This is a genomic window from Desulfotruncus arcticus DSM 17038, from assembly GCF_900113335.1.
Taxonomy (GTDB): domain Bacteria; phylum Bacillota; class Desulfotomaculia; order Desulfotomaculales; family Desulfallaceae; genus Desulfotruncus; species Desulfotruncus arcticus.
On record NZ_FOOX01000004.1, the window covers coordinates 142838 to 159533 of the forward strand.

The 16696-nt window shown below is 47.7% G+C and carries 14 protein-coding genes; 13 read left to right on the plus strand and 1 reads right to left on the minus strand.

What is annotated here, in order from left to right; translation table 11 throughout:
* The first annotated feature begins 190 nt into the window (after window positions 1–190).
* The 13 genes from BM056_RS07295 (at window position 191) to BM056_RS07355 (ending at window position 15253) form a co-directional block, all read left to right on the plus strand.
* Window positions 191–1855, plus strand: coding sequence for an ABC transporter substrate-binding protein (locus BM056_RS07295; protein ID WP_092470212.1), 1665 nt, complete (start codon window positions 191–193; stop codon window positions 1853–1855).
* 231 nt (window positions 1856–2086) lie between these two features.
* Window positions 2087–3109 carry an ABC transporter permease gene (locus BM056_RS07300; RefSeq protein ID WP_092470214.1) on the plus strand — a complete coding sequence of 341 codons (1023 nt, stop codon included), beginning with the start codon at window positions 2087–2089 and terminating at the stop codon, window positions 3107–3109.
* Complete coding sequence (locus BM056_RS07305; RefSeq protein ID WP_238456347.1) at window positions 3106–4026, plus strand: ABC transporter permease; 921 nt, start codon at window positions 3106–3108, stop codon at window positions 4024–4026. Before BM056_RS07300 ends, BM056_RS07305 begins: the two co-directional genes overlap by 4 nt.
* Window positions 4013–4993, plus strand: a complete 981-nt coding sequence (locus BM056_RS07310; RefSeq protein ID WP_238456348.1) for an ABC transporter ATP-binding protein — start codon at window positions 4013–4015, stop codon at window positions 4991–4993. The genes BM056_RS07305 and BM056_RS07310 overlap by 14 nt, the downstream gene beginning before the upstream one ends.
* 18 nt (window positions 4994–5011) lie before the next feature.
* Window positions 5012–5989, plus strand: a complete 978-nt coding sequence (locus BM056_RS07315; RefSeq protein ID WP_092470218.1) for an ABC transporter ATP-binding protein — start codon at window positions 5012–5014, stop codon at window positions 5987–5989.
* 20 nt (window positions 5990–6009) lie between these two features.
* The gene (locus tag BM056_RS07320; RefSeq protein WP_092470220.1) at window positions 6010–6795 is read left to right on the plus strand and encodes an aspartate/glutamate racemase family protein; all 786 of its coding nucleotides are present in this window, start codon (window positions 6010–6012) and stop codon (window positions 6793–6795) included.
* A 19-nt stretch (window positions 6796–6814) separates the two neighbouring features.
* A complete protein-coding gene (locus BM056_RS07325) occupies window positions 6815–7342 on the plus strand; it encodes a nitroreductase family protein (protein WP_165613421.1) in 528 nt (175 codons plus the stop codon).
* A complete protein-coding gene (locus BM056_RS07330; RefSeq protein ID WP_092470224.1) occupies window positions 7339–7635 on the plus strand; it encodes a DUF6092 family protein in 297 nt (98 codons plus the stop codon). The genes BM056_RS07325 and BM056_RS07330 overlap by 4 nt, the downstream gene beginning before the upstream one ends.
* A gap of 229 nt (window positions 7636–7864) precedes the next feature.
* Window positions 7865–8956: a M24 family metallopeptidase gene (locus BM056_RS07335; RefSeq protein WP_092470226.1), complete on the plus strand. Its 1092-nt coding sequence runs from the start codon at window positions 7865–7867 to the stop codon at window positions 8954–8956.
* Window positions 8957–9119: 163 nt separating this feature from the next.
* A complete protein-coding gene (locus BM056_RS07340) occupies window positions 9120–9470 on the plus strand; it encodes a cupin domain-containing protein (protein WP_092470228.1) in 351 nt (116 codons plus the stop codon).
* A 17-nt stretch (window positions 9471–9487) separates the two neighbouring features.
* Window positions 9488–11542, plus strand: coding sequence for a hydantoinase/oxoprolinase family protein (locus BM056_RS07345; protein ID WP_092470231.1), 2055 nt, complete (start codon window positions 9488–9490; stop codon window positions 11540–11542).
* A 2-nt stretch (window positions 11543–11544) separates the two neighbouring features.
* On the plus strand, window positions 11545–13293 hold the full coding sequence (locus BM056_RS07350; protein WP_092470234.1) for a hydantoinase B/oxoprolinase family protein: 1749 nt from the start codon (window positions 11545–11547) through the stop codon (window positions 13291–13293).
* Window positions 13294–13531: 238 nt separating this feature from the next.
* Window positions 13532–15253, plus strand: a complete 1722-nt coding sequence (locus BM056_RS07355) for a PucR family transcriptional regulator (RefSeq protein WP_092470236.1) — start codon at window positions 13532–13534, stop codon at window positions 15251–15253.
* A gap of 38 nt (window positions 15254–15291) precedes the next feature.
* Here the strand turns inward: BM056_RS07355 and BM056_RS07360 are convergent, their stop codons facing one another.
* Entirely contained in the window at window positions 15292–16128 is an 837-nt protein-coding gene (locus BM056_RS07360) for a hypothetical protein (protein WP_131820739.1), read from the minus strand.
* Window positions 16129–16696: the final 568 nt, after the last annotated feature.

Here is a 16696-nt window from a genome sequence, read left to right on the forward strand (position 1 = left end):
TGAAATGGGGTTAAAATACTTCAATTTCTGAAAATTGCGATTATATAGGAGGTGAACTGGTAGTCTGGTGTTAAATTGATTTTGCGCCGCTATTAAATTAGGAAGTTAGTGTGTTGTTTGGGGGTATCTGGGTGTGTGCTTTGTGTGAATTACCTAATTAAGTAAATATTAAAATTAGGAGGGAAAAGACTTGTCCAAGAGCAAAAAATGGACTCTTGCAGCTATATTGGTCTTACTGGTTGCATTATTGATAACCGGCTGCGGGGGCAATCAGGAAAATAATAATCAAGACGCGCAAGGGGATGCAACAGCGGCCGGTCAGGAAAGTATTATCAGAAGCACCGCTTCCGACGTCCCCAATATTGACCCGGGAGTCGGTTCCGATTATGCCAGCTCCATTGCTTTTGCCAATATTTACGATACCCTGGTTTTCCCTGCCCATGACGGTTCTTTAAAACCATGGCTGGCAACTGATTGGCAGCCCAGCGAAGACGGGTTGACCTGGGTGTTTAACTTGCGGCAGGGTGTGAAATTCCACAACGGTGACGAGCTGACGGCCGATGATGTGGTTTTCTCCATGCAAAGAATGATAACCCTTGGCGAAGGTTACGGCTATCTTTTCTCCAATGTCGTTAAAGAAGCCAAGGCCCTGGACCAGTATAAAGTTCAATTTACTTTAAATAAGAAGTTCGGCCCGTTTCTTTCCACTTTGGTAAGACTGTATATTCTGGACCAAGACCAGGTCATGGCCAATGTTCAGCAGGGGCCGTACGGTGACATGGGTGATTACGGCAAAGACTGGCTGGTGTCCAATGATGCTGGCAGCGGTCCCTATATGGTTAAAGAGCTGAAGAAGCAGGAATATTTGCAGGCCGTAAAATTTAATGATTTCTGGGGCGGCTGGGAAGAAGGCGCGCCGGAAGCCATTAAAATAATCGGCACCACCGCCGGACCTACCGTGCGTACCTTAATGACCCGCCAGGAGTTGGAGCAAACCGACCAGTGGCAGACAGAAGAAGCTCTGAAAGCACTGGATGACATTTCCGGTGTGTCCATTGACGCCGGATTTACCGGCAGCATGTTAAACATTATGCTTAACACTAAGATTGCGCCAACTGATGATGTGCATTTCCGCAAAGCGCTTGCTTATGTTTTTGATTACCAAACGGTAGTGGAAAAATTGTTCCCGGGTTGTAAAAAAGCTCAGGGCCCGGTGCAATTTAACCTGCCCGGATTCAACCCCAACCTGCCTCAGTATGAACGGAATCTGGACAAGGCCAAAGCAGAGCTGGCCCAGTCAAAATACGCCGGTGAGCTTGATCAATATCCCGTAGACATTGTCTGGATTGCCCAAGTGCCGGATGAAGAGAAAATTGCGCTGTTATTCCAGGCTAACGCAGCTGAGCTAGGCATTAAAGTCAACATCGTGAAAACTCCCTGGCTGTCTTTTGTTGACCAGGTGGCCACTCCTGAAAATACGCCCAATGCCAGCGTAGTATTTGTGGCTCCGCATTATAACGAGGCCGGCTCGATGTTGGAATCGCGCTATCATTCCAATTCCACAGGTACCTGGGAACAAGGCGAGTGGCTCAAGAGCTCTGAAATTGATGCTGATATCGAAGATGCCCTTGTTACTCTGGATGAAAATGAACGCTATGCCAAATACCAAAAAATCCAGGAAAAGCTAGTGGATCTTTGCCCAACTATCTGGGTATTTGACCAGGCTGAAAAGAGAGCTTTCCAGGATTATATTCAGTGGCCGGGAGCGGAATTAAATAAAGAAGGCAAACCGGTTAGCTCGGTAATGGGTTACAATTTCTATTACCATGATTACAAGATAGCAACTCAAAAGTAATTGCTCAGGAGTCAGAAGTCAGGAGACAGGAGTCAGAATGAGGGAAGAACAGCTTATCGTTTATAAGTATTCTGACTCCTGACTCCTGCATTCTAAAATACCTGAATAGTACTTTCACAATAAGTAAAAGGAATATGGTGGTTTCCCTTGATCCTTAAAAATTGAGGTTAACCACCATAATCTTTTAATGGTTTGTCTCTTATTTGCCTTGTCGCGGAAAAGGAGGTTGTTATGGATTTACGTTCGTACATTCTAAAAAGATTGTTTTTATCAATCTTTGTCCTGCTCGGGCTGTCAATAGTTATCTTTATTATCGCCAGGGTCGTACCCGGCGACCCGGCCCGCATGTCCCTTGGTCCAAGGGCCCCTCAATACGCCGTTGAGGAATTGCGGCAAGAGATGAACCTGGATAAGCCACTTCCCGCACAGTACTATTATTGGGTTAAAGGAGTGGTGGTAGGTGATTTGGGTAAATCACTAACCACTAAACGGGCGGTAACAGACGATGTGAAGGAATTTCTGCCGGCAACCCTTGAACTGGCATTGATAGCCGCCATTTTTGTAGTTGTTTTCTCGATTATTTTCGGAACCCTGGCTGCCAGGTACAGAAATAAGTGGGTGGATACCGTTATCCGGGTGATGGCTTATACCGGAGTCGCGGTTCCCGCTTTTGTGCTGGCTGTATTGTTTTTGCTCCTCTTTGGTTATATTTGGCCGGTGATTCCCGTGTTGGGCAGGCTTAGCCCGGAGATCCTGCCCCCGCCCACAATTACAGGCTTAATCACTGTTGACAGCTTAATCACAGGTAATTTAAGCGCTTTTTGGGATGCGCTGAAGCATTTAATCCTGCCGGCGCTCGCTCTGGCTATGGGACCGCTGTTTCAGGAAGCGCGGATCGTCAGGTCGGCGATGACCGATAATATGTCCAAAGATTACCTTGCGGCAGCGGTCGGGTACGGTATACCCAACAGCATTATTATGAGGAAGTATCTTTTAAAGCCGTCGTTAATTCCGGCTGTGTCTGTTATGGGTCTGGACATCGCCTCATTAATGGGGAACGCTTTTCTGGTAGAGGTGATTTTTAACTGGCCGGGCATCTCCCGCTATGGCATGGAGGCCATGCTGCGTAAGGATTTAAATGCCATCTCCGCCGTAATTATTGTATTTGGCGTGATTTTTGTCATCGTCAATATCATAGTTGATCTGATTGTGGCCTATCTTGACCCGCGGATCCGGTTGGGAGGAAAAGTATGATGGATATTAATACGCAAACAGCATTTGAGGCCAACATTCCATCAGCAGCCACCAGGTATAAAGAGAACTTGCGCAAAAACTGGTATAAGTTTTCGCGCAACAAGCTGTCTGTGATCGGGCTTGTGATAGTGCTGGCAGTGGTGGTGGTTGCTGTTTTTGCGCCTTATGTCGCCCCCTTTCCGGAACATGCCGGCAGTTTTGTCGATTATGAGCATGCCAATCTGGCGCCTTCGACAACATACTTGTTAGGTACCGATAATATTGGCCGTGATATTCTCAGCCGGATTTTTTTCGCCTTCCGCGGGGCGCTGTACATGGCTTTTTTGGTATTGGTCATCTCGCTGCCGGTAGGTGTTATTCTTGGCCTGCTGGCCGGATATTTCAAGGGAACCTGGATTGATACTGTGATTATGCGTACGACTGACATTTTCCTGGCGGTGCCTCCTTTGATTCTGGCTCTGGCCATCAGCTCGGTGTTAAAGCCCAACTTAACCAATGCCATGATTGCAGTTACAGTGATGTGGTGGCCGTGGTACACCAGGCTGGTTTACGGTATGGCCACCTCGATGCGCAATGAATACTTCGTTACCGCAGCGGAGCTGATTGGCGCCGGCAAGTTTCACATTCTGTTCCGGGAAATTTTGCCCAACTGTCTGTCTCCAATTTTCACCAAGATGGCCCTGGATGTGGGCTGGGTAATTCTGCTGGGGGCGGCTTTGAGCTTTGTCGGCCTTGGTGAGCAGCCACCCACCCCTGCTCTGGGACAAATGGTCTCCGACGGTTCACGTTATATGCCGGATCTCTGGTGGATGACGATATTCCCGTCACTGGCCATTATCATTATTATCCTGGGCTTTAACCTGTTGGGTGACGGTATTAGAGATATGCTGGCAAAGGGGGAACATGACCGTGGGTAACCCAATACTGGATATCAGAGACCTCCATGTTTGGTACCGCACCTACGGAGGGTATTCCAAGGTTTTGGACGGTGTGAACCTTTTTGTCCACCAGGGGGAAAAGGTTGGACTGGTTGGTGAGGCCGGCTGTGGTAAAACCACCACCATGCGGTCGGTATTGAGAATACTCCCGGAAGGCCAGGCGCATACGCCCCGGGGCCAAATTCTTTACCATGGAAAGAATATACTGCAAATGAACCGGCGGGAGCTGCATCAAGTTCGCACCAGCGGGGTGTCCATGATTTTTCAGGAACCCGCCGCTGCATTAAACCCGGTGTTCACCGTGGGAACGCAAATAACCGATGTAATCAAATTTTCCGGGTTAGGCAAACCGGAAAAGCAAAAGGATAATATTAAAAACCTGGCCATGCAGGCCATCAGGGAAGTGTATATAGCCGACCCGGAGCGAATTATGAGCTCTTATCCCAACCAGCTCAGCGGCGGCATGAAACAGCGGATTTGCATTGCCATGGCTATAGTAACAGCCCGCGAGCTGCTTATTGCCGACGAACCGGGGACGGCTCTGGATGTTACCATTCAGGACCAGGTGCATAAACTCCTCAGGGGGCTGGTAGAGAAGAAAGGCATGTCTTTGGTTATGATTACCCACTCCCTGGGTGTGGCCCGCGAAATGACGGACCGCATTTATGTGATGTATGCCGGCAATATCGTGGAGGTGGCCAAATCCGGCGAGCTGTTCCGCAATCCCCTGCACCCTTATACTTTGGGCTTGTTGGAATCTGTGCCCAAATTAACGGGGGGCGGCATGGCCGAGGGGATTTACGGGCAAATACCGGACTATTTGCGTCCCCCGGACGGCTGTCGTTTCCATCCCAGATGTCCCCGGGCTGTTGCCAGGTGCCGGGAAGAAAAACCCAATCTGGCAGACCTGGGAGACGGCCACCAGGTGGCATGCTTTCAGGTGTAGCAAAGGAGGTGGCATAAAATGACCGAACCGATCATGGAGATTAAGGATTTAAAAAAATATTTTTTAGTTAATAAGTCCAATGGCAAGCAAGTATTTGTGAAGGCTGTGGACGGGGTTAACCTGACCATCAATCAAGGGGAAGTCATGGGTCTGGTGGGGGAATCGGGGTCCGGCAAGAGCACCCTTGCTTATGCGGTCATGGGCATGTACAAGCCCTCCGGAGGCCGGATTCTTTTTAAAGATCGGGACATCAGCGTCAGCAGCGCCAAGCGTTCGCTTGGCTTAAAAAAAGACCTGCAAATTGTTTTTCAGGACCCCGGGTCATCTTTAAACCCCTCGCAAAACATTAAACAAATTCTGGAGCTGCCTTTAAAGGTGCATGGCCTGGCCCAAAACGGGGATTTGGATCAGAAGATTATTGATCTATTACAAACTGTTGAGTTATCTCCCAATTATATGTACAAGTCCCCGGCAACAATGGGCGGCGGAGAGCGGCAGATGGTATCCATAGCCCGGGCCCTGGCTACCGATCCCTCTTTTGTTATTCTGGATGAGCCTACATCAGCCCTAGATGTCTCTATTCAGGCCAAAATAATTAATATGCTGTTAAAACTGCAGCAAGTGAAACGTCTAACCTATTTATTTATTACGCACGACTTGAGTTTAATGCGGAACATTGCCACCAGAGTGGCGATCATGTACCTGGGAAAGGTTTGCGAAATGGCTGATACCGTGCAATTTTTCAAAAATCCGCTGCATCCTTATACCAGAATGCTCCTTTCCTCAATTCCGGTGGTTTCGGAAGAAGAGGAAGCTTTAAAACCACAAAAAGTAGTTTCCACCGGTGAAATTCCATCCCCGGTGGATGTTCCCCCGGGCTGCAGCTTCCACCTCAGATGCCCGGATAAAACCGAGCTGTGTGCCCAAGAAGACCCCGTGATGGTGGAAGCTGCTTCAGGCCATTTTGTGCGCTGTCATGCCTGCGCAAAGATGTGAAGTATTGGGAGGCTATAAAAATGAGCGGAAAAAGAATTTTATTCATTAACCCGGTTGGCCACGCCGCCTGGGACGATGAAGTTAAAAATTATCTTAACGGCGCCAGGGAAGAGCAAACAGTAGTTGATGTAATATCGCTGAAGCAGGGCCCCAAACACCTGGAATATCATTATTATGAGGCCCTGGTGGGAGTTGATCTGCTGCATACGATTAAACAAGCGGAAAACGACGGCTACGATGCAGCGGTAATCGGCTGTTTCTATGATCCTTTTTTGCATGAAGCAAGAGAAATTTGCGACCGCATGGTGGTAACAGCCCCAGCCGAATCATCTTTGCAGCTGGCGTCTGTGCTGGGGGACACTTTTTCCATTATTGTCGGCAGAAGAAAATGGATTGCGGCCATGCGCGGCAACGTTTTGAAATATGGTTACGGAAAAAAACTGGCCTCCTTCCGGTCCCTGGAGCTTGGTGTTCTGGATTTCCATGCCGATGAGGCGCATACTGAAAGTCGCTTAAAAAAAGAGGCGCAAAAAGCTGTAACTGAAGACGGGGCGGAATCCGTTATCCTGGGCTGCACGATGCAGTTTGGGTTTTATCGAGAACTGCAGGAGTTTTTAGGTGTGCCGGTTATTGACGTAGTGCTGGCGCCGTTTAAGCACGCCGAATTCCTGGTTGAAGTAAGGAATAAGTTCGGCTGGCAGACAAGCAAGGTGGGGGCCTACGAAACGCCGCCGGCAGCTGAAATTCAAGAATGGCGCTTGCAGGAAACATATCATGCGCCGGGACTCTGGGATAAAAAGAAATGACTGGGGGGCTTTAGCGATAATGGATTTGTTAGATGTAATTAAAGCCAGGCGAAGTGTCAGGTCTTTTACCGATGAACCGGTTTCAGAGGATATGCTCCGCCGGCTGGTGGAGGCCGGTTGCTGGGCTCCGTCGGGGAGCAACGCACAGGCATGGGAATTTATTGTCATAAAAGACAGCAAACAAATGAAGAAAGTGCTCCGGTTTTCCCCGGGACTGTTTGAAGTCCCGGCGGCCATGATTTTTGTCTGCCTGGACAAAAATCGCGCCTACGCCAAAGGGGGAGAGCTAGGACGTGATTTAATGGGACTTTTTGATGTGGCTATGGCTTCGCAAAACATACTGCTGCAGGCACATGCGATGGGCTTGGGTACTTGCGTGCTCAAGGGGTTTGACCAAGAGGCGATCCACGTGCTGCTTGAATTCCCGGAAAACATCTCTCCGGAACTGCTGATTATCACCGGCTACCCCAAAAAAATTCCCAACGCACCCCGCAGAAGGCCGTTGGAAGAAGTTATACATTGGGAAAGGTGGGGGGGCGGACAATGAATAACCCGGGTAATAAGGAAGCTTATTATGACTTGCTGGGTTACGTAGTAAGCAGCGCCAAGGAACTGGTTGTGGATCCAAAATTATATGGCCCTTTGCGCCTTGTGGATACGGCCAGTCGATTAATTGGCATTTTAATGGAAGAAGGTAGGTCGGACGATTTTTTAGTCTCGCTGAAAGATTATATTGATGAAAATAAGCATTTAGTTATGACTGATGAAGCTGAGTTTATAGCCTTTCTAAATGAATTGGTTGTCAAAGTAGCCGAATTTACCCTGAACAATAACGATTAGTAGTCAGTAGTCAGTAGTCGGAATAGATAACCATGCCGCTGATACAGCACCATCATAATGATGAAAAAGGTAGGGGCGGACGACCCTGTCCGCCCGGCGTGTGGTGAACACACAGACACCGATAAATTCTGCCGGAGTTGTTTCTGAATAAGAAAACCGGGTTCGGCAATTCTGACTCCTGACTCCTGAATTCTGACTACTGGAAGATCATTTTATATAGAGGTGACGTATGGATATCTACGCCAAAAGACTGGCTAATGTTAAAAAATTAATGTTTGAGGAAAATATTGATTACCTGGTGTTAGCTCCTACAACCAATATGTTTTACCTGACAGGGTTGAAAACTGTGGCCGACGAGCGCCTACAGGTGGCCGTATTGCCGGCGGAAGGGCCAATAACATTGATTTTGCCCGAAATGTACGGAGAAACAGCTAAAGAGATCCGGGTCTGTCATCAATTGCTGACCTGGGCCGACAACCAAAACCCGGTGGATCTGGTCAGGGCAGCGGTTGCAGGCCGGGAAGGCCGGGTGGCGGTTGATGATAGAATGTGGGCCGGGCATTTGCTGCAGATTATGCAGGCTTTTAGTGGTTTTCAGTTTGTTGCCGCCCAAAAAATAATGGGCCGGGCCCGTGTAGGCAAAGATCAGATTGAGCTGAGTTTGCTGAAGCTGTCCGGGGAACTGGCCGACGCTGTAATGAAGGAAGTAATGCAGGAAATAAAAGTCGGCATTACGGAAAAACAGCTGGCGGCTTTTATAGCTAACAGGATTAAAGTGCTGGGCGGAGACGATATTTCTTTTCAGCCCATTGTGGCATCCGGTCCCAATGGCGCTTTACCGCACCACCACCCCGGTGACAGAAAGTTTGAACAAGGCGACTTTATTGTTGTTGATTTTGGGGCTTTGCTGCAGGGTTACTGTTCAGATATTACCCGGACATTTTGTCTGGGCAAAGCCAGTGAGGAAAGCAAAAAGATTTATCTGGCGGTTCAGGAAGCAAATGAGGCGGGTTTTCAAGCGGTTTCCAACGGAGTTGCCTGCCAGAATGTGGACAAGGCCGCCCGCAATGCCATTAAGCGCGCCGGTTACGGGAATTATTTCATTCATCGTACCGGACACGGCATTGGCTTGGATTACCACGAGGAGCCGTATTTAGTTGCAGGTAATTTGACTCCCCTCCGGCCGGGAATGGTTTTCAGCGTGGAACCTGGAATTTACCTGGCGGGCAGAATGGGCGTGCGCATTGAAGACATCGTTGCTTTAACCGAGGACGGGCCCCGCCGGTTTAATAATTTCCCCAGAGAATTGATTGAATTGTAATTGTTTGCTTTGTAATTATGGCGCGCAGAAGGATGTTTTGTTGAAGATCGACAAAGCCGCGCGGTAGGTTTTAGCGGTAGCGGATAATGATTGCCGGTTGGAGATCCGCTAAAATATAAATTGGCATAGAATATTCTGCATAAAGAAAGGTGGTGACGTTTATATGAAGGTTATTCGCAAAGATAAGTGCCATTTTGATAATAACAATGAACAGCCTTTAAAGCTGTTGATTTCGCACAAAGAACATGGCGCGGTGAACTGCCAGGCCGGAATGGCGGTGCTGCAACCGGGGCAGAGATTGCCTGAGACCGGTTATTCACAGCACGCTTCAGAGGAAATTTTTTATATTTTAAGCGGCAAGGTCAGGGTTGAAACCGACCGGGGCAGCGAGATCGTTGAAACGGGGGATTTAGTGTTCATGCCCGGCGGACAACCTCATCTAAACGTGAATATCGCGGAGGAAGAAACAAAAATTTTGTGGTTCGTCACGCCGCTTACGGTGCCGGAAAACTAAGACAGGGAGGGCTGACTATGAGTTTAAGAATTGCAGTAGACATTGGTGGGACATTTACTGATTTTATTTGTTTAGATGAAAAAACAGGTCAACTAATTGAAGAAAAGACTCATACCACACCAGACAACTTTGCCAACGGTGTAATCAACGCCACCAAAAAAACCGGTATTAACTTGGAAGACACCTCGTATTTTGTCCACGGCACCACCGTGGTAATTAACGCAGTTACCGAAAGGAAGGGGGCTAAAACCGCGTTAGTCACCACCGGCGGATACAGGGATGCGCTGGAAATCGGCAGGGCCAACAGGCCCGACCTGTATAATTATTTCTATAAAAAACCAAAGCCTTATGTGCCCCGCCACCTACGATTTGAAGTAAATGAGCGCCTTAATTATAAAGGTGAGGTGCTGAAACCTGTATCGGAAGCAGAAGTCGTGGAAATTGCCAAAAAAATAGCCCAAGAAGGCGTCAGCGCCGTAGCCGTATGCTTTTTGCATTCCTACGCCAACCCTGAACATGAACGCTTGGTGGGCAAAATTTTAGCCCGGGAGCTGCCGGGAGTGGAAATTACTATTTCCTCCAACCTAATTAAAGAGTGGCGTGAATACGAACGTACCAGCACAACCGTACTTAACGCTTTTGTCAAACCGGCGGCAACCAAATATCTTGATACGCTGCAGCAGCACTTGGAAGGAATGGGACTGGGCATAGAACCGCACGCCATGCTGTCCAATGGCGGAACGGCCACCTTTGCCAGGAGTAAAGAAGTGCCGATAACTCTGATCGAGTCCGGCCCTGTGGGCGGCGTTATCGGCGCTGCCGCTTTAGGTAAGATTATTGATGAACAAAATATCATTACTTTTGATATCGGCGGCACAACGGCTAAGACCTCGCTGATCAGTAAAGGTGAGGTAAAGGTAACTACCGACTACAAATTGGAGTGGACGCCTAAATTTGCGGGCTACCCGGTTAAGACCCCCATTGTGGATATTATTGAAATTGGCGCCGGCGGAGGCAGTATTGCCTGGGTAGATGATGTGGGCGTGTTAAAAGTGGGCCCGCAAAGCGCGGGTGCGGACCCCGGCCCGGCTTGTTACGGCCAGGGCGGCGCGAAACCCACTCTAACCGACGCCAACTTGATTGCCGGAAGAATAGATCCCAACAGTTTTCTGGGCGGCGAATTCAAAATCAGCATCAAGCTGGCTAAAAAAGCCATGCAGCCCATCGCCGACTACTTTGGCATCAGCGTAGAAGAAGCAGCACTGGGTGTAATTAAAACGGCCAATTACAATATGCTTAATGCTTTAAAACTAATTTCGGTGCGCCGGGGCTACAACCCCAGAGATTTTGCGATGGTGGCCCAGGGTGGCAACGGCGCCATACACGGGCCTTTCCTGGCGGCAGAGTTGAAAATCAAAAAGCTGATCGTTCCTAATTATCCCGCAACCTTCTCCGCCTGGGGTATGTTAATGACCGACCTCAGGCAGGATTTCATTCAAACGCAAATCATGCCGGTGGCGGGGTGTGATCTGGAAAAAGTCAACGCCATTTACCGGGAAATGGAGCAAGAGTCGCTGGCAGTCTATGAAAAACAGGGCATTGCCCCGGAGGATGTGGTTTTTGTCCGGACCGCCGACCTGCGGTACATCGGGCAAGAGCACACGGTTAGAACGCCGGTTGGCGGCGGTATTATCAAAGAGGACGATCTGCCTTTAATCAGACAGGCTTTTGACCGCAATCACCACCAGCAATATACCTTTAGTTTGGAAGCTGCCTCCACGGAGTTTGTTAATTTTAATTTAACTGCTTTTGGCACGGTTAAAAAGCCGGAGATCAAGAAAATGGGGGTGGCCGGTGCTATTGACGATGCTTTTAAAGGAGAAAGAGTTATTGATTTTGACGAGCAGGGCAGGTTGAAATGCCGTGTTTACGACAGGGCTAAATTGGGACCGGGCCATAAAATCGAGGGGCCGGCCGCCGTTGAAGAAACCACGTCGGTGACAATTCTGTACCCCGGGCAGTCCCTGGTTGTTGACGAATACGGTAATATGATCATTGATACGGGGGTGTAGAGATGGCAAAGGTTAAGGTGGACCCTTTTACCAGAGAAATTATAGCTCAGGGCTTAATTGCGGCGTCGGAGGAAATGTTTCTGACCTGGGGCCGGACCAGCCAGAGCACAATTATTTATGAAGTTTTGGACTATGCCGCCGGTTTAACCGACAGCAAGGGCAATCTAATCGGGCAGGCCAACGGTGTGACCGCTTTTTTAGGCGCTATAACTTATTCTGTTACCGCCACACTTGATAAATTCGGCACCGAACAATTAAAGCCGGGGGATATCATCCTGACCAATGACCCGTTTACCGGCAGCGGCACGCACCTTTGCGACGTGTCGGCGGTGCTGCCGATATTTTTTGAAGGAGAAGTTGTCGCTTTTGCGGCCAACAAGGGGCACTGGAATGAAATCGGCGGCAAAAACCTTGGCAGCTGGTCTACCAACGCCACTGAGATTTACCAGGAGGGACTGCAGTTCCCGGTCATTAAAATTTACGAGGAAGGTAAACTCAATGAGGCGGTCAGGGATATGATTGCGGCCAACTGCCGTACACCTGATATGACGCTGGGCGATTTATACGCCCAGACAGCTTCACTGCGTATTGCCGAGAAAAGAGTTTTGGAGCTTTTTAATAAATACGGCAAAGAGGCTGTTTTGGAAAGCATTGAAAACTTACTGGACAACGGCAGAAAACTGGCCTTGAAAGAGCTGGCCAAAATGCCCAAAGGGTCTTTTGAAGCCGATGGCTATATAGACGCCAACGCCAACAATTTGGGGAATGTGCCGATTAAAGTTAAAGTTACTATCACCGATGATCAATTTATCGTGGATCTGACGGGCTCAGGGGACCAGGTGGCCGCACCGATCAACTGCTGCAAATACGGCGCCTTTTCCGCGAGCAGGATTATTTATCACGCCCTATTGAACCCTGACGCCGAGCCCAATGAAGGTTTCTATACTCCTTTGAAGGTGATCGCGCCTGAAGGCAGTGTGTTTGCCGCGGTGCGCCCGGCTCCCGTGTCAACCAACTGGGAGGCGACGTCACATCTCACCGACCTGGTGGCTAAAGCCCTGGCCCCCGTGGTGCCGGAAAGGATCACGGCCGGTCACTTTTTAAGTATTATCGGTACTATTTTAGCCGGGATCGAAGATGAGACCAAACAGCCGTATGTGCTCTGCGAGCCCCAGGCGGGCGGCTGGGGAGCAGGCTGCAATAAAGACGGGGAAAGCGGGCTGGTGGCCATTGGGGACGGTGAAACGTTTGTGATTCCGGCTGAGGTTGCCGAGTATAAATACCCCATTATTGTTGAGCAGTACGCCTTAAATACTAAAACAGGCGCCGGTAAATTCAGGGGCGGCTGCGGCTTGATCAGAGACTACCGGCTGCTTAATTCCAACGGCGAACTGACCACCATCGCCAGCAAGTACCAGTTTCCGCCCTGGGGTTTTGCCGGTGGCGCGGATGGCTCGCCTAACATTGTTGAAGTCCATCAAGCTGACGGCTCGGAGCCGGTGGCGGCTGCGACCTTCTCCAATTACCCCATGTATAAAGGAGACCTGGTCAGATTTATCAGCGGCTGCGGCGGCGGTTACGGGGATCCCTTGGAACGTCCGGTGGAGAAAGTATGGCAGGATATTAAAGATGAATATATTACCCTTGCAGAGGCTGCCAATGATTACGGAGTGGTCGTGGATCCTGATACTTTGGAAGTTGAACGGGCGAAAACCGGTGAACTCAGAGAAAAAATGCGAAAAACCATATAAAAGGCCGGCAAAAGGTATGGCAAAAGGCCATACCTTTTGCGTTTTTCGTTTTTGTCATTGCAGGCGGGGGGGGGGACAATGTACCTGTCCCACCGGGCAATCTGGGCTATTGTCATTGCGAGCGCAGCGCGGCAATCTCATCTTCGCCTATTTTTATCCAAAGGTTATTAACTGGCAAACAAAGAATTATACCAGGTAATTACTTAGGAGTCAGAATGAGAGAATAGCTTCTCGAAGTATGAAAGGTATTTATACCCGAAACACTATTGAAAGGGTGAAACCATTGCTTGGCGTTACTGTTAACGAGCTTTTAGAGTTGTTAAAAGGCTATGGCGCTATCTTAAAAGCCGGCGGTAACAGTCTGTCCAAAGTTATTGAAACAGTAAGTGTTTTAGAGGTAATTGAGTACCAGCAGTGGTTGCGGGGCGGGGAATTATTTATGAGCACACTAAGTTCTTTTACCAGCGATGAACAAGTTTGCAACCTGGTAAAAGATTTGAGTGAGGCCGGCTCGGCAGCGCTGGCCCTCCACCCGGGGGTTGGATTGGAAGTAAACATTACGGAACAAGCATACAAAATAGCTGAAGAATATGATTTTCCAATTATTATCTTACCCAGAACCATCCCATACAGTACCGTATATTCCGTTATGATGAACGCAATGGTTAACAAGCAGGAAAAGCTGCTGGCCCAATCAAAACGGATAAATAAATACCTTACAGAGATTTTATTAACCGGCGGCAGTTTCGAAAAGATTGCCTCATCTTTGCAAAAATTAATCCAGAAACCGGTCTTTATATCTAACAGCGCTTATAAAGTGGTGGCGGTGTTGGGAACGGATGCTTTTTCCACCGAGTATTTTATCCAGTGCGCCAAAGAGGTTTTAAGATATTCTAATGGACATGCCAACGAAAAAGGGGCCTGGCAGGAGGGAAACCTTAGTATCCAGACGTACTTTAGCACGAACTCCGACCGTAAAGTTAAAATGCTGGTAGCAAGGGTGGCTGTCGGACGGGACGTCTATGGATATGTGGTTACCACGGGAGACGATATTAATAAAGATGAAGTCAGTTTTATAAACATGGCTTTATCCCATGCTGCTACAGCTGTAGCACTGGAAGTATCAAAGCACAACGCCATTAAGGCAATTGAAGACAGGTTGATTGTAGAATTTCTGGAAGACCTTTTAAACGGCAATTATAATAATGAAGAGGCGATAATACAAAGGGCGGCCCAACGAGGCATCGACTTAAAGGACAAATACGTGGTGATGCTGGTAAATATAGACCGTTCTAATATGGAAAATGATGATGTTAGATTTATGGAAATAAAGGAAAGGCTGCATAAAAACGTTCAGTTTTCAGTTACTTTTTTAAATAAAAAAAATGTCGTCATTCCAAGAAAAGACAGTTTAATTGTTTTGCCGCACTTTCTGGACGGAACCCGGGTTGAAGAAGTTAAGCCTGCGCTTCTTTACTTGGCCCGTGAGATTATGGACGAAGTAAAAAAGTCGAAGTATCCGGCTGCTGTTTCAATTGGTATCGGGGGATACAGTGAGAAGCTTTCCGGGCTGGCCCAAAGCTATTATCAAGCGGAACAGGCATTAACAATAGGCCGCAAGATAAAAGGAATAAGCGGGATTTTTGATTACGAACAGTTGGGGGTATATTCTTTCCTATTATCCTTTGGCAACGAGGAGTTAAAAGAAAACTGCCGCCAGTGCCTGGCCAAGGTAATTGAATATGACCAATCAACCAATGGTGAATTAATTAAAACCATGGAAATGTATCTTGACTGTAATGAAAACATATCCAAGACCGCGGAAAAATTATATGTTCACCCTAATACAGTAAAATATCGCTTGGAACGAATTAAGGAAATTTTGGGAAAAAATCCTTTCAGCAATGGAGAAGAAAAACTATACTACCATATAGCAGTAAAAGCTATTAAAATTTTATAGTGATATGGCAGGGTTACAGCCGGTTTTTGTCCGCCGGTTTACTGCAGGGCTCCGGGCTTAAAAGACGGTTCCAGGTGAATGGTTATTGGGTCGTAGTAATCTTTTTCATCCCGGGGGTAAGAAAAAATAAATGTATTGGTAGAGTCCCGCCCCACGAAGGATTTTAAATAATAAATCGAGCTGTCTTTTTGCCATGAAAGCACGAAATAGCTGCTGCCTACCTTTTGGTAGGCTATTTCTGTTTGGGCGGATTTTTTTGACGCCTGTAATACATCCTGTAAAGAGCTGCCCTCCGGATTGTTGGAGCCAAAAGCCATTAATTTGGCCTGCCCGTCCGGCGAGGTAAACACCATGCCATCGCCGTTAGCCGGGGGTTCACCCTTTTCAAAGTCTCGGGGATAATCAATGGAAAAGCCAAACCGCTTATTTTGATATTTCTTATAATCTATCTTTTTTTTTAATTGGCCTTTTTTCTTGCCGGAATTATCTTCGGTTTTATTCTCTTCTTGGCTAGCCTCTTGACTTTCTGTCTGATTTTCCGTTTGAATTTCCTCTTGGTCCTCTTGGTTAAAAGATTCCTGAACACCATTCTGTTCCGGTGCAATTTTTTTTACCGGTTGGGCACCGGTTGTGTCTTCCAGCGCAGCCCGGTTGTCCTGCCTGCCGCCCATGGCTAAAAATAAAGCGCTGTTAGCTATACCAAACCCGGCAGCAAACAATAGGAGCAACAGTCCTGCAGTGCCGATGACAGATTTTAAATTTGCTGTTTTTATTTTGTAGAGCGCCTGGTTCAGGCTGCTGCCAGCACCGGTCCCCAACCGGTACCCGCATTGACCGCAATAGATATTATCAGCAATATTGTCATAATCGCACATAGGACATTTAGGCATTATAAAATAAACCCCCGCTACATATAATACTCTGCATATAATTGCCAATAATTTTATATACGCGGCGGGTAGGTTTTTTCGATGGTAAACTTTAAATTCTTTGCTATTTAATTAGCGCTTATGCTCCCGGTCAGGCGCTTGGCCAGAGCCCTGCCGTGGCTTCGGAAAAAATTAATCCCTCCTGTGGGTTTGTTAATATACCCGGTGGTTAAGTATATATTACCATTGCTGGAAACAAAAATCAGCAGAAAATTTAGTCGATTTTTGCCGACCATGCATTCAACAGAACAAATATTCCAACATTCAGGTGTATTCATGAAGTTCTTGTATTCAGGTAAATTTGTAAATTGCTGACCTGGCGAATGCAATAGCTGGTAAAACACCAACATATGCTAGTTTACAGGTTGGTATTTTACCAACGTGAGGGTTGGTATTTTACCAACCACGAAGTTGGTATTTTACCAACTTTCAAAATCACGCAGCCCAACAGCGGCAAGGGCTAGAGCCATGTCTAAAGAAATATTAAAGACAATTAAAGAAAAATAAATAAAAC

Excerpts from the sequence above, each read along its gene's own strand:
- BM056_RS07330 (WP_092470224.1), top strand. The coding sequence starts at position 7,339 with ATGAATAACCCGGGTAATAAGGAAGCTTATTATGACTTGCTGGGTTAC.
- BM056_RS07360 (WP_131820739.1), bottom strand. The coding sequence starts at position 16,128 with ATGTGCGATTATGACAATATTGCTGATAATATCTATTGCGGTCAATGC.
- BM056_RS07350 (WP_092470234.1), top strand. The coding sequence starts at position 11,545 with ATGGCAAAGGTTAAGGTGGACCCTTTTACCAGAGAAATTATAGCTCAG.
- BM056_RS07335 (WP_092470226.1), top strand. The coding sequence starts at position 7,865 with ATGGATATCTACGCCAAAAGACTGGCTAATGTTAAAAAATTAATGTTT.
- BM056_RS07310 (WP_238456348.1), top strand. The coding sequence starts at position 4,013 with ATGACCGTGGGTAACCCAATACTGGATATCAGAGACCTCCATGTTTGG.
- BM056_RS07325 (WP_165613421.1), top strand. The coding sequence starts at position 6,815 with ATGGATTTGTTAGATGTAATTAAAGCCAGGCGAAGTGTCAGGTCTTTT.
- BM056_RS07305 (WP_238456347.1), top strand. The coding sequence starts at position 3,106 with ATGATGGATATTAATACGCAAACAGCATTTGAGGCCAACATTCCATCA.
- BM056_RS07355 (WP_092470236.1), top strand. The coding sequence starts at position 13,532 with ATGAAAGGTATTTATACCCGAAACACTATTGAAAGGGTGAAACCATTG.
- BM056_RS07320 (WP_092470220.1), top strand. The coding sequence starts at position 6,010 with ATGAGCGGAAAAAGAATTTTATTCATTAACCCGGTTGGCCACGCCGCC.
- BM056_RS07340 (WP_092470228.1), top strand. The coding sequence starts at position 9,120 with ATGAAGGTTATTCGCAAAGATAAGTGCCATTTTGATAATAACAATGAA.
- BM056_RS07345 (WP_092470231.1), top strand. The coding sequence starts at position 9,488 with ATGAGTTTAAGAATTGCAGTAGACATTGGTGGGACATTTACTGATTTT.
- BM056_RS07300 (WP_092470214.1), top strand. The coding sequence starts at position 2,087 with ATGGATTTACGTTCGTACATTCTAAAAAGATTGTTTTTATCAATCTTT.
- BM056_RS07315 (WP_092470218.1), top strand. The coding sequence starts at position 5,012 with ATGACCGAACCGATCATGGAGATTAAGGATTTAAAAAAATATTTTTTA.